This is a genomic window from Polynucleobacter sp. 35-46-11, from assembly GCF_002281105.1.
Map to the genome: position 1 here is coordinate 6,754 of NZ_NCFJ01000052.1, position 12,883 is coordinate 19,636.

Consider the following 12,883-nt stretch of genomic DNA (forward strand, 5'->3'; position numbering starts at 1 on the left):
ATTTTTCATTCTTTACAGCGTTTACCTATTCCAACAATTGCACGAATTGAAGGCTTGGCCGTTGGTAGCGGTTTGCTTATTGCCACTGCATGTGACTTCAGAATATCAACTGTAGACGCGCGCTTTGGTATTCCAGTGGCAAAGACATTGGGTAACTGCCTATCGCCCAGCAATCTGTCTTGGATTGCCCATCATTTAGGTGTGCCGATGGTTAAGCGTATGTTACTCACTGCAGAACTGATTAAGGCGCCTGAATTACTAGATTCAGGCTATCTATATCAAACCACTTCTCCAGAAGAAATTGAAGGCGCGACCGAAGTGTTAGCTAACAAATTAGTAGCACTGGCTCCAATTACACAAAAAGCGAGCAAAGTAACTTTGGCTCGCTTAATGGAAAGCAATTTGCCGGATTGCACGGAGCTGATGCGAGAGACCTATAACAGCGCTGACTTCAAAGAAGGAGTGAATGCCTTCCTTGAGGGGCGCCCACCAAAGTGGCTTGGTAAGTAGTTCTCTCTAGATGCTCATTTGCATTAAACGATCTTGATTTTAAGTGGGGTAAGGCCTTCGACGCTTCCCTCTAGTACATCACCTTTTTTCACTGGGCCAACGCCCGCAGGTGTGCCAGACATAATTAAATCGCCTGGCTCAAGCGTAAATAAAGTGGAGAGGTAAGCGATGGTGTCAGGAATATTCCAGATTAATTGGTTTAAGTCGCCCTCTTGACGTACTTCACCATTAACTAAGAGCTTGACCACACCTTTATTCGGGTGGCCGAACTGAGCTGCTGGAGTAATAGCCGCACAGGGTGCGGACTGATCAAATGCCTTACCAGTATCCCAGGGGCGACCCATTTTTTTGGCTTCACCCTGTAAGTCACGACGGGTCATGTCTAAACCAACGCCATAACCATACACATGCTCTAGCGCTTTATCAGCAGGAATATTTGCGCCACCTTTACCGAGGGCAACGACCATCTCAATTTCGTGATGAACATCATTGGACAGGTTTGGGTATTGCATATCTTTGCCATCAGTCACGATCGAGTTGGCTGGCTTCATAAAAAAGAATGGCGGCTCACGATCAGGATCGTGCCCCATCTCACGTGCATGATCGGCATAGTTACGACCAACGCAATAAATACGGTTTACTGCAAAGCGGCGGGTATCACCCACTACTGGAAGGGATGGAACGATTGGTGGATCAATAACGTATGCGGTGCTCATGAATAGCCTTTCTAAGGGGTGCTTAGTTTTCAAATTTATTCGATTAATTATGACACTACTTGAATGAAGGTCACTTGAATGAACATCACCCTTGACCCTTGGTGCGCAGTTTGAGCAAAAGAATGCTTAATGCCAAGGCAAAGGTTAGCGCATTAGCCAGAATCAAAGGCCACTTCTCGATGATGAGGCCATAGATAAGCCACAAGCCGACGCCTGCAGTAAATAAGCTATACATTCCTACCGAGATTCCAGAAAGATCTCGGGTGCGCCAAGATTGAATGGCCTGAGGTAAAAAAGCAATCGTCGTCAAAAATGCAGCGCAGTAGCCAATGATCTCAATCTGATGTGGCTGTAAGTTCATTCAATTACTGCTTTTTATTGAGGCCAGCTTTACGTGACTCAATCTCTTTATTAATTGCAGCTAGGGTTTTTGCATCTGGAGTCTTCCAATTGCCACCAGCCTTATTGGCCATGTAGGCTACAGCATCAGAAAATGTTTCAATTGTCATATTGGGATTTCCGCCTTTTGCAGGCATCCCTCTTATGCCAACATAAGCATGCGCCGTGAGCGTAACCTGACCTTCAGCAATCAAAGGAGCCCACTTCGCTTTATCGCCAAACTTGGGAGCATTTAAAACACCAGAGGCGTGGCAGGCTGCGCAGACTTGTTTGTAGGTATTCTCGCCAGGCTCAGCAAATGCTGCGAGGTTGGCAGTAGAGACAGCAACAAGAATGAAGGGTCGAAGAGATAAATTCATAAGGGCACCAATGAAGGGTAAGTTGTCATTGGTGACAATTTATCTCAATTTTGCAATCAATGCCTTGCTAGGCGCTAGGCCAAACCAAAATAACTTGCGATCCTATAGGTAATAAAGGCTGCTAGGTAGGCTAAGCCAAAAAGGTAGCTCAGCATAATGACTGGGATCTTCCAGCCGCCCGTCTCCCTTTTGACGGCCGCAATTGTGGAGAGGCACTGGGGAGCAAAAACAAACCAAGCCAAAAGAGATAGAGCTGTAGCCAAACTCCAACCTTTAGAAATCAATGGAACTAGGGCATCAGCCGCATCTACTCCAGAGCTCGATAGCGCGTATACCGTTGCTAAAGAACTAACTACCACCTCACGAGCTGCCATCCCAGGCACCAAGGCGATACTGATTTGCCAATTAAACCCAATCGGCTCAAACATTACTGCCAAGGCTTGCCCCATCATTCCAGCAATACTGTATTGAATGGGTGACCCAGTCGCATTTTCAGGAGGAAGTGGGAAGCTTGAAAGTGCCCACAGACATACCGTCATGATCAGAATAATTCCGCCAACGCGACGCAAAAAAATTTCTGCACGCTGCCATAAACCAATTGCCAAATTACCTAAACGCGGTAAGTGGTAACTCGGCAACTCCATCATTAAGGCATTGAGCTGAAACTTTTCACTAGTAAAGCATTTCAGTATCCAAGCTACTGCCATAGCGCCGGCAATGCCAGCAACATACAGCAAGAAAAGTACTAAGCCCTGCAAATCCAATCCAGCCCACAATTTACGTTCAGGAATAAAAGCGGAGATCAATAAGGCATATACCGGCAGACGCGCCGAGCAAGTCATCATCGGCGCAATCAAAATCGTCACCAAACGATCCCGCGCATTGGAGATACTTCTGGTTGCCATGATTCCAGGAATAGCGCAGGCAAAGCTCGATAGCAGCGGAATAAAGGATCTACCGGATAAGCCCACCCGCCCCATCAAGCGATCCAATAAGTAAGCAGCTCTTGGCAGGTAGCCAGACTCCTCCAAAATCAGGATGAAGAAATACAGAATCAGAATCTGCGGCAAGAAAATCAATACGCCACCCGCACCAGCCAGAATTCCGTCAACCAATAAGCTACGCAGCCAATTATTTGGGAGCGCTTGAATCAAAAAGGCGCCCAGCCAATCCACCCCAGCTTCAATCGCCTCCATGGGCAAAGTGGCCCAACTAAACACGGCCTGAAAAATAAAGAAGAGAACTACAGCCAAGATGATTGGGCCAAATACCGAGTGCAGCAATACAGAATCTAGGCGATCACTTAAGCGATCAGGAATGATTTGATCTAAGCCTAGATTTTGTAATATATGTTGAACCTGCTCGTTGTCTAACTCAGTATGTGCAGTGTGATCGCGTGAGCTCTCCATACCTTCATCAACATCGCTGGCACGCAATGCAGACAAGTTTTTCCAGTCTAGCTCACTTAAATAGTGTTTGAGATCATCAGCACCGCTAGATTGAATACCCACAGTGGCAATCACGGGTAGGCCTAACTCTTGAGATAAGGCATTGGCATCCACGTTCACACCTTGACGCTTGGCAACATCGACCATATTGAGCACAACTACACATGGCAAACCTAAGCGCTTGGCAGATAAGACTAAGCGTAAATTACGTCTGAGGTTCATGGCATTGAGTACACACAGTACGAGGTCGGGACGTTTTTCACCTGCGGCATTGCCATGAAGCACATTGCAAGTGACTCGCTCATCTAAGGAGCGCGGATATAAGCTGTAGGCGCCAGGGAGATCTAGAATGCGAATCTTTTTTTCTGATGCGAGAGTTAAGCGCCCCTCTTTTCTCTCTACAGTCACGCCAGAATAGTTGGCTACCTTTTGACGACTACCTGTGAGCAAATTAAATATTGCCGTCTTTCCACAATTGGGATTACCTAGTAATGCAACCAAAGGCTCGCTTGGGAAGAAATGAATCTGCGCTTCAGACATACTTAAAGAATTTCTACCTCAACTAATCGCGCTTCGGATTCACGCAAGGCAAATGTGGATGACCCAACCCTTATCAGTATCGGACCCTGACCCAATAACCCCTTACGTAAAACCTCAACCTGCTCACCAGGGAGAAAACCAATGTCCTCCAGTTGACCGCGAATATCCTCGCACCGGTCACCTGTAGCGGCGATCTTGCTAACACGGGCTCTGATGCCCGGGAGGATCTCTTCAAGATTCATGGATGGGTAAATGGGCTGTATAGAACAATTATAACCCTATATGAGAATGAATATCATTCTCCAGAAATAGGTTTAGAGCCTCATAATCCCCTATTTAGAACGCCTAGGTATTGATTTAAAACAAAAATCGCGTGCTTATAACCAGCCAGCAATCTGTTTCTTCAGACCAATAGATTTATAGCCAGGACTAGCACTGGAGAGAACCCGGATTTTTCGGATGATTTTTGCGAGCTCGGGATTGGTACTGAGATCCTCATTCATAGCCAGAAAGAAGATTTCATCCTTGAGTTGAATGAAATCCAGACCATTCTCCAGGGCAACACTTTTAACACCCATACCAACATCGGCTTTTTTGGCCAATATCGCCGTAGCAATTGCTGAGTGGGTGAACTCCTCGTTCTCGTATCCCTTAATGCGATGTGGATCCATACCCTCTTTAGCTAAAATGGTATCCAGCAGTAAGCGGGTGCCAGACCCCTTCTGGCGATTGATAAAACGAATCTTTGATCGCAATAAATCTTTAGGCGAAATAATGTTGAGCGGGTTACCTTTGGCAACCAATAGACCTTGTACGCGTTTCATGACCGGGAATATTTGCATCCCCTCTTTTTGCAGTCGCTTAGCAATAATCTTAGAGCTCTGTGGGTCCGAGACGTGAAACCCGGCAATATCTACTTCGTAATTGAGTAGACGCTCCAAAGCCTCGCCCGATCCTGCGGTAATTAACTCAAAGCCACCAATCTCGAAAACTGCCTTTTGAATAATGGGATCACTACTACTAACAAAGCGCCACTGTTTTTTTGCCTTGACTCTAAATTGAGCAAAACCCTCCTCTAGGTGCAAGAGACTGGATTGGCCCAAGCGCATCGTCTTTTGATCAAAGTCTTCGGTAAATTGAATTAGGTATCTGGCGTATTCAGATAATTGGGATCCGTGCCCTCTTACCCTATCGATCAGCTTGAAGCCGAGCGCTTCCTCAACATCGTTTAATTTTTGCCACACATTTCTGTACGAGAGGCCCATTTTCTTGCAGGCAGACATCAGCGTTTTGCCGTGCTCAATGTCTTTTAACAGGGCGGTTAACCACACCAAATCGACCACAGCCGGGTCTTTTGCGTTTTTACTTCCAAAAACTAGGGTTGGCCGTATCTGAATTCTCATATGTAATTTTTTGCATATTGATGTTTTGTAATATGACAAATCTTAACCGAACCTACCTTAAGGAAGCGAACTCAAATGAAATTCTCATTTAACCGATTACTGGCAACCGCCATTACTGCTCTGACGCTTTTAAGCAACTCAGCTTATGCACAAGAGAAAAGCATTGTTGTGTCATCAACAACTTCGACAGAGCAATCTGGTCTTTTTGGATTTATGTTGCCAATCTTCAAAATGAAAACTGGGATTGATGTCAAAGTGGTTGCTGTTGGTACAGGCCAGGCATTAGACATTGGTCGCCGTGGCGATGCTGATGTGGTGTTTGTGCATGACAAACCTGCTGAAGAAAAATTTGTTGCAGATGGTTATGCAACCAAGCGAAATGAAGTGATGTATAACGACTTCGTGTTGATTGGACCAAAATCTGACCCAGCCAAAATTGCAGGCGGCAAAGACATCAAGGTTGCGTTTCAAAAAATCGCATCAGCTCAAGCACCATTCGTATCCCGTGGTGACAAGAGCGGTACCCATGCAGCAGAGTTGCGTTACTGGAAAGATTCTGGCGTAGCAGTTTCTCCTACCCTCGGCTGGTACAAAGAAACTGGTTCAGGCATGGGTCCAGCTCTCAATACAGCTTCCGCAATGAATGGTTACATCTTGGCTGATCGCGGTACTTGGCTTTCTTTCAAGAACCGCGGTGATTTGACAATCCTGGTTCAAGGCGATCCAAAGTTATTTAATCAATATGGCGTCATGCTAGTAAATCCGGCTAAGTTTCCACATGTGAAAAAAGCTGAAGGCCAAGCATTTATTGATTGGATCACTTCTAAGGAAGGTCAAAATGTGATTGCAAGCTACAAAATTGGTGGCGAGCAACTCTTCTTCCCTAATGCAAATAAATAATTCGCATTAAAAATTTACGCCTATTTATCGGCGCACTAGCTTCCGCTTTGTTAATGGGCTATTGATGAAAGCATCAATAGCCCATTTCAATTCTCCAAACATAGAGGCCACCTATGGGCATGGTAGCCAGAGCTTTACATTAGCAACTGGCAGCCCCGGCGAGCTAGGTCTACTGCAAGAACTTGGTGAGGCTTTTGATAAAAAAGCAGGTGCGCGACTGGCTTGGATTAAGGCAGGGAGCGGTTTCTCGCTCAAACTATTGAAAGCTCAACAGGTAGACATGATCATGGTGCATGCGCCAGATGAAGTTCTTAAAGCAATTGCTGAGGGTTGGGCAACTGGGAGAACACTCATTGGATCTAATGAGTTCTATATTGTCGGACCCAAAGCCGATGTTGCCAAAATCAAATCCGCCAGTAGCGGTGCAGATGCTTATGCCAAGATCGCTAAAGCAAAGGCTAACTTTATCTCCAGAGGCGATCAATCTGGCACACACCAAAAAGAGATAGAAATTTGGAGGAAGGCTGGAATTACCCCTGAAGGTGATTGGTATATTGGGACCCATGACTTCATGACGGCATCCCTTAAGCGAGCTAATAAAGATAAAGCCTACTTCATGACAGATAGCAGCACATGGGTAGCAGAGAAAAATATCGCTACCGACCTGCAAATTCTGTATCGTGGTGACCCCTGCCTAGTCAATACCTATGATGCCTTAGTGGCTCCTGTAGGCGCAACTAAGAATCGCGATATCGCAGCAAAATTTATTCAGTTTGTGGCATCTGATGAAGGTCAGACTATTATTCGTAATTACGGTAAGGCGAAGTACAAAGAAGCCCTCTACAATGATACTGTCTACGCCAAACAATATATTTACTAGGAGAAGTCATGGAACTTAAAGTCAAACTCAGCGCACGCAATACTCTTAGCGGTAAAGTGGTAGAACTCAAAATGGGTCAAACTACTTCTCACGTTAAGCTCGATATTGGTGCTGGTCATATCGTGACCGCCTCTATTACCAATGAGGCTGTAGATGAGCTGAATCTCAAAGTCGGTGATCAGGCTTGGGCAGTCATCAAGGCATCTGATGTCATGATTGCTAAAGACGCTTAAGTATTAACTGATATGCAAAAGGCCCGCAATGCGGGCCTTTTTCTATACTACATCAGCATTGAGTCATGCTGAACAAATCATTCAATACTTATTTCTTTGGTGTTACGAAACCAATGGCTGTGTCGTCAACAAACTCCACCATCACGTCATCACCAGCCTTGAATTTCTCAAGACCCAAAACGCTTTGATCCACTTTGACTTTTTGCTTCTCACCTGATGGCAATGTGAATGTCACGATGCGAGTTTTTGCATCGATTGTGCTGATTTTCACTGTTGCATAAACAGTATCAGTTGTCTCTTCAAATGGCTTAGCTGAGCCTTTACCAGAAACCACTACTGATCGCACCCCAGAAACACCTGGTTTTGCGCCTTTAGGGGCAGCAACCAAGCCAACTGCAATCGCTTGAGCGTGCTCAACTACAAACACATTGCCCTTCTTCACTTTATCCAAATCATTAACTTGCTTGGATACATTCATTTGAGCCAAATTACCATTTGCATCTTTGAGAACTACGATGCGCTTCTTTGCGTCTACTGAGTCAACAGTAGCAGTCAATACAACTGCTTCAGCAGCCAAAGGCAACATTTTTGCTGGGGCTTGAGCAAAAGCTGAGCCTGCAACAGCCAATCCGAGTGAGGCAACTAATGTAGCTAGTAAAGGTTTCTTCAAAGTAACTCCTAGATAAAGGTTTGTAAGGGGCGCTATTCCATCGGCACTACGAATTCATTTTAACCATGAAGTGACTTACTTATAAGCCTTAGAGCTAATATTTACACCTTAATGAGATGCAATTTGCTACATTGGAAGCTGGATGACCCGTTTACCCCAATATGGAAAGCAAAGAGATAGCGCATGATCTTGATTCAATCCTGGCAGGATGCAGGGAAGGAAGCCTTCCCAATCAGAAAGCGCGTCTTTATTGAGGAGCAGGGAGTTCCGGAGGAGATAGAGTTGGATGAATATGATCCAGTGGCCTGGCATGCACTTGCCTACCTCGACTCGCAATATATTGGAACCGCTCGCCTTGTTCCCTTGACCGGGAATGTCGGGAGAATTGGACGCATGGCAGTATTACCGAAATATCGCAAACAAGGTCATGGTGGACGCTTGCTTAATGCCCTGCTTGATCAAGGCAAAGCGAAGGGCATCACTCAGTTTGAACTACATGCCCAGCTATCAGCCATTGCCTTTTATGAGCAATTTGGGTTTATTGCACAAGGTGCTATCTACGACGAAGCCGGAATCGCACATCGCGATATGATTCTGAGTATCTAAAGCCCTTTTAATCACCATGACTCAGACTTCCAACCCACCCTTCCTCTTTCGTGTTTGTTACTCGGATACCGACGCAGCAGGATTTGTGTATCACGCTCGTTATCTGGAGATTTTTGAGCGCAGTCGCTCTGAGTGGCTTCAGCAAAGAGGCTTGAGTCCAACAAAACTAGTAAATGAATTTGGGATCGTTCTTCCTGTTCGTGAAATCACGATGAACTTTCATCGTCCGGGGCGTTTGGATGATTTGCTGAGCATTGATCAAGTGATTGAACATCGTGGTCGCACTCAAATTGCCGTCAAGCAAACCGCGAAACGCATTGTCGAAGGAGTTGAGCCAGAGCTCATTGCCAGCGCCCTACTGCATATTGTTTGTGTCGATACCACCACCCTCAAACCCAAGGGTCTGCCTGATTGGTTATTTGCAGCAGATCAGTAATATCTTAATTTAGGAGCTTTATATGCAAGAAGGCAAGTTGCTGACTTTTGTAAAGGGTCTCGCCACGCTGCTTGAAACTAATCCGAGCGAAGAAATCGTTTTCTCCAAAGGAAAAACGCTCCTTGAAAATTTAATCAAAGAAGATGACTGGTTGCCAGAAGAGTTTTGCAAGCCGCATCCACAGTACTACCAGCAATATTTACTCTATGCAGACCCACTCGATCGTTTTTCAGTGGTCAGCTTTGTTTGGGGACCCGGTCAAAAAACTCCACTACATAACCACACTGTCTGGGGCATGGTGGGTCAACTGCGCGGACAAGAGCGTAGCGCTAACTATTACCGCCAAGCAGATGGCAGCTATGAGGCTGATGGATCCTTTGTTTGTATACCAGGTCAAGTGGCTAGCGTATCACCCGACACACACGATATCCACGTAGTCGAGAACGCCTTGAGTGACCAAATCTCGATTAGCATCCATGTTTATGGCGGAAACATTGGTCGTATTCAGCGAGCCGTATTTGACCCCATGACAGGCGCAGAAAAATTATTTATTTCTGGATATGCCAATTCAGTAACACCCAATCTCTGGAATACAGCTGATAACACTGCCAGATAGCTTAGAATACGAGCTCTTTCTGCAAACATACTCCAAGTGTGGCAGCTCACCCCATTGACCGGGACAGTCGTTTAATTGAATACGGGTCAATATTTATTTGGCCCCTATGTTATTTACAGATCTTGGTTTATCAGAATCCATTCTTCGCGCGATTAGCGAAGAAGGCTACACTAGTCCTACCCCCATTCAAGAGAAATCTATCCCCGCTGTATTAAAGGGCGGAGATTTACTGGCTGCCGCTCAAACTGGTACCGGTAAAACTGCAGGCTTTACTCTGCCGATTCTGCAGCACTTAAGCAGCATAGCCAAAGCTGGTGGTAAACGTCAGTTACGCGTATTGATCTTGACCCCCACCCGTGAGTTAGCAGCTCAAGTTCAAGAGTCTGTCGTGACTTATGGCAAATATACTGGCCTCAAATCAACAGTCATTTTTGGCGGTGTCGGAGCCAACCCTCAAATCAAAGCGATTGCTGCAGGCCTCGATATCTTGGTGGCAACACCAGGTCGCTTGTTGGATTTAATGTCACAGAATTGCGTCTCACTCGCGAATATTGAAATCTTGGTACTTGACGAAGCAGATCGCATGTTGGACATGGGTTTCTTGCGTGATATCAAAAAGATTTTGGCGGCACTTCCTAAGCAACGTCAAAATCTACTCTTTTCAGCGACCTTCTCGGCCGAGATCAAAGCTTTGGCAGATGGATTACTGAATTCACCAGCCTTGATTGAGGTGGCACGCAGTAACAGCACTAATGAAGCGATTGCGCAGCTGATCCACCCAGTAGACAGAAACCAAAAGCATCCCTTATTGGCACATCTGATTAAATCAAATCAGTGGCAGCAAGTTCTCGTGTTTACTCGCACTAAGCATGGTGCCAATAAATTAGTGACCCAGCTCGAGAAAGACGGCATCACTGCCATGGCAATTCATGGCAATAAGAGTCAAAGCGCTCGCACTAAAGCCTTGGCCGAATTTAAAGACGGCAAAATCACCGTCTTGGTTGCTACGGACATTGCTGCTCGTGGAATCGATATTGATCAACTCCCCCATGTCGTGAACTACGACCTGCCCAACGTATCCGAAGATTATGTTCACCGGATTGGTAGAACTGGTAGAGCAGGCTCTAACGGTGTAGCAGTATCTTTAGTCTGCGTTGACGAGCATCAGATGCTTCGCGATATTGAGAAACTCATTAAGCAAAAACTTCCTCAGGAAGTGATTGCCGGATTTGAACCAGACCCGAATGCAGTGGCGCAACCAATCCAATTGCGAAGCCAGCAACACCAACAATCCAGAAAACCTCGACCGGGCAATGCTGGTGGTGGCAATGGCGGAGGCAGCAGGCCTACGGCTAAGCGCAGCAGTCCCCCTAAGCGTAGCTTTAATCGCTAAACCCCACTACAGCAGCTACGGATTAGTCGGCCTTTAAATTAAACACGCTTGAAAAGTCGAGCTGGCCATTGCCAGCTTTGCTATGTGCTTCGTAGAGTTTGCGGGATAACTCGCCGAGCGGAATGCTGGCATCTAAGTCACTGGCATTCTCGGTGGCCAAACCCAAATCTTTCAACATGAGATCTACGCCAAAGCCACCGGCATACCCTTTTGAGGATGGCACATTTTCCATTACTCCGGGACAAGGGTTATAGAGCTCAAGAACCCAATTACGACCAGAGCTCTTTGACATGATGTCAGAGAGTACTTTGGGGTCCATGCCATTGGCCATACCCAAACGTAATGCTTCACTAGTCCCGAGCATCTGAATACCCAGCAACATGTTGTTGCAGACCTTGACGGTCTGTCCGCTTCCGCTTGGTCCTGCATGGAAGATATTCTTACCCATCTGCTCTAGCAATGGGCGGCCTCGATCTACATCTGCCGCATCTCCACCCACCATAAAGGTTAAGGTTCCGGCTTGCGCCCCTACAGTGCCACCAGAAACCGGTGCATCGATCATGGCAAAGCCCTTGGCTTTAGCAGCGGCGGCCACGGACTGAGAAACCTTGGGAGAAATCGTCGAGCAGTCGATGAGCAAGGTTTTAGGATTGGCTGTGGCTAATAAACCAGAGTCGCCTAAATACAAAGCCTCGACATGGCGCGAAGCTGGGAGCATGCTAACAATGACATCCACATCAAGGGCAGCCTCTGAAGCGCTATTCATGGGAGCCCCGCCGGCCACTCTGAAGGCATCTAGCTGCGTCTGCACCAAATCAAAGCCTCGAACCTGATGCCCAGCTTTAATTAAATTGAGAGCCATGGGTAGTCCCATATTACCCAAACCTAAAAATGCGACTTTCATATGTGCCTCGTATGAGATGGTGAAGTTCTAATATCTCACTATAGCTTGCTTATAAACTAGCTGGATAAATAATCAGGACCCGGGATGACCATTAAAGTGATTGGCCTCATTCAGTTAAATGACCCTGAGGCATTTGAAGAGTACCGCTCTCAGGTAGGAGATGCGGTAGCTCTCTACCAAGGGAAGATTGCATTCCGAGGCTCTTTCAATACCTTCCTATGGAATGGGTTGGAGTGTGGGGCCTTTAGCGCATTTGTAGAGCTGGAGTTTCCAGATCTAGAACGCTCTAAGTCTTGGGCCAATAGCCAGGAGTATCAAAGTTTGCTGCCAATCCGCAGTCAAGCTATGAAGCTCACTTTATTTTCTGTAAGCCCATAAAAATAAAGCCCGGCTCCTTGTGGGGGCCAGGCTGAATTCAATCCGGAATAAGGTAAATTACTTCTTAGCTTCCATCGCCTCTTTAGCGGCTGTAATTTCTTTGCGGCGCTCTTTGCAAGCTCCGGCAATTTCTTGTAAAGCTTTACGAGCACGTGCAGCAGATGCCTTAACGCCCTTTTCAATAAACTTTTCGTTTTCTGCTTTATAAGTTTCAAAAGCAGCCAACAATGTATCGTGTTGTGACATCTCGTCTCCTATATTTCTGATGGTAGTGTGAGTACTAAGCTCGGAATTAGTATATCCCCATAAAAAGCAGAGGATTTCGGGGGTAGTATCAGGGATAACTCTTAGATTCTATAAATCCCCCAAAATAACAAAAACTATTAAAAACCAACGGAGACACACGTGAAAACAGAAATAAGCCTGTTTTATGGGCTGACGCCCTAAAAACCCCGCCCCAATTAGATTTACCCCGAAATTGACCCCCTTAAT

The 12,883-nt window shown here is 46.1% G+C and carries 18 protein-coding genes; 9 read left to right on the forward strand and 9 right to left on the reverse strand.

From position 1 onward, the window contains the following. Positions 1 to 510 (forward strand): enoyl-CoA hydratase-related protein (locus tag B7Y67_RS06085; RefSeq protein WP_293597867.1); only part of this gene is annotated, 510 nt, incomplete at its 5' end. Between the two features lie 23 nt (positions 511 to 533). Here the strand turns inward: B7Y67_RS06085 and B7Y67_RS06090 are convergent. From B7Y67_RS06090 to B7Y67_RS06115, 6 genes are all read right to left on the reverse strand, one after another. Beyond that, the gene (locus B7Y67_RS06090) at positions 534 to 1,226 is read right to left on the reverse strand and encodes a fumarylacetoacetate hydrolase family protein (protein ID WP_293597868.1); all 693 of its coding nucleotides are present in this window, start codon (positions 1,224 to 1,226) and stop codon (positions 534 to 536) included. A gap of 85 nt (positions 1,227 to 1,311) precedes the next feature. Continuing rightward, a complete protein-coding gene (locus B7Y67_RS06095; protein ID WP_293597869.1) occupies positions 1,312 to 1,587 on the reverse strand; it encodes a SemiSWEET transporter in 276 nt (91 codons plus the stop codon). Positions 1,588 to 1,591: 4 nt separating this feature from the next. Then, complete coding sequence (locus B7Y67_RS06100; protein ID WP_293597870.1) at positions 1,592 to 1,984, reverse strand: c-type cytochrome; 393 nt, start codon at positions 1,982 to 1,984, stop codon at positions 1,592 to 1,594. Between the two features lie 74 nt (positions 1,985 to 2,058). Continuing rightward, a complete protein-coding gene (locus tag B7Y67_RS06105; protein ID WP_293597871.1) occupies positions 2,059 to 3,972 on the reverse strand; it encodes a ferrous iron transporter B in 1,914 nt (637 codons plus the stop codon). A 2-nt stretch (positions 3,973 to 3,974) separates the two neighbouring features. Then, positions 3,975 to 4,214, reverse strand: a complete 240-nt coding sequence (locus B7Y67_RS06110) for a FeoA family protein (protein WP_293597872.1) — start codon at positions 4,212 to 4,214, stop codon at positions 3,975 to 3,977. Between the two features lie 135 nt (positions 4,215 to 4,349). Next, complete coding sequence (locus tag B7Y67_RS06115; RefSeq protein WP_293597873.1) at positions 4,350 to 5,375, reverse strand: substrate-binding domain-containing protein; 1,026 nt, start codon at positions 5,373 to 5,375, stop codon at positions 4,350 to 4,352. Positions 5,376 to 5,450: 75 nt separating this feature from the next. Between B7Y67_RS06115 and B7Y67_RS06120 the strand changes: the two genes are divergently transcribed. The 3 genes from B7Y67_RS06120 (at position 5,451) to B7Y67_RS06130 (ending at position 7,388) form a co-directional block, all read left to right on the forward strand. After that, the gene (locus B7Y67_RS06120) at positions 5,451 to 6,275 is read left to right on the forward strand and encodes a substrate-binding domain-containing protein (protein ID WP_293597874.1); all 825 of its coding nucleotides are present in this window, start codon (positions 5,451 to 5,453) and stop codon (positions 6,273 to 6,275) included. Between the two features lie 64 nt (positions 6,276 to 6,339). Then, on the forward strand, positions 6,340 to 7,155 hold the full coding sequence (locus B7Y67_RS06125; RefSeq protein WP_293597875.1) for a substrate-binding domain-containing protein: 816 nt from the start codon (positions 6,340 to 6,342) through the stop codon (positions 7,153 to 7,155). An 8-nt stretch (positions 7,156 to 7,163) separates the two neighbouring features. After that, complete coding sequence (locus tag B7Y67_RS06130) at positions 7,164 to 7,388, forward strand: molybdopterin-binding protein (protein ID WP_046330336.1); 225 nt, start codon at positions 7,164 to 7,166, stop codon at positions 7,386 to 7,388. An 88-nt stretch (positions 7,389 to 7,476) separates the two neighbouring features. Here the strand turns inward: B7Y67_RS06130 and B7Y67_RS06135 are convergent, their stop codons facing one another. Further along, entirely contained in the window at positions 7,477 to 8,058 is a 582-nt protein-coding gene (locus B7Y67_RS06135) for a hypothetical protein (protein ID WP_293597876.1), read from the reverse strand. Between the two features lie 183 nt (positions 8,059 to 8,241). On the opposite strand from B7Y67_RS06135, the gene B7Y67_RS06140 reads away from it, so the two are divergent. From B7Y67_RS06140 to B7Y67_RS06155, 4 genes are all read left to right on the forward strand, one after another. Then, the gene (locus tag B7Y67_RS06140; protein WP_293597877.1) at positions 8,242 to 8,664 is read left to right on the forward strand and encodes a GNAT family N-acetyltransferase; all 423 of its coding nucleotides are present in this window, start codon (positions 8,242 to 8,244) and stop codon (positions 8,662 to 8,664) included. Between the two features lie 16 nt (positions 8,665 to 8,680). Further along, a complete protein-coding gene (locus tag B7Y67_RS06145) occupies positions 8,681 to 9,100 on the forward strand; it encodes a YbgC/FadM family acyl-CoA thioesterase (RefSeq protein ID WP_293597878.1) in 420 nt (139 codons plus the stop codon). Between the two features lie 22 nt (positions 9,101 to 9,122). Then, positions 9,123 to 9,716 carry a hypothetical protein gene (locus B7Y67_RS06150; RefSeq protein WP_293597879.1) on the forward strand — a complete coding sequence of 198 codons (594 nt, stop codon included), beginning with the start codon at positions 9,123 to 9,125 and terminating at the stop codon, positions 9,714 to 9,716. Positions 9,717 to 9,822: 106 nt separating this feature from the next. Beyond that, a complete protein-coding gene (locus B7Y67_RS06155; protein WP_293597880.1) occupies positions 9,823 to 11,109 on the forward strand; it encodes a DEAD/DEAH box helicase in 1,287 nt (428 codons plus the stop codon). A gap of 22 nt (positions 11,110 to 11,131) precedes the next feature. On the opposite strand, the gene mmsB is transcribed toward B7Y67_RS06155, so the two are convergent. Then, a complete protein-coding gene (gene mmsB, locus B7Y67_RS06160; protein WP_293597881.1) occupies positions 11,132 to 12,013 on the reverse strand; it encodes a 3-hydroxyisobutyrate dehydrogenase in 882 nt (293 codons plus the stop codon). Positions 12,014 to 12,097: 84 nt separating this feature from the next. Here mmsB and B7Y67_RS06165 point away from each other — a divergent pair, with 84 nt between their 5' ends. Continuing rightward, positions 12,098 to 12,391 (forward strand): DUF1330 domain-containing protein, encoded by a 294-nt coding sequence (locus B7Y67_RS06165; protein ID WP_293597882.1) that lies wholly within the window; start codon positions 12,098 to 12,100, stop codon positions 12,389 to 12,391. Between the two features lie 57 nt (positions 12,392 to 12,448). On the opposite strand, the gene B7Y67_RS06170 is transcribed toward B7Y67_RS06165, so the two are convergent. Continuing rightward, positions 12,449 to 12,637: a hypothetical protein gene (locus tag B7Y67_RS06170; protein WP_173942993.1), complete on the reverse strand. Its 189-nt coding sequence runs from the start codon at positions 12,635 to 12,637 to the stop codon at positions 12,449 to 12,451. Between the last annotated feature and the right edge of the window lie 246 nt (positions 12,638 to 12,883).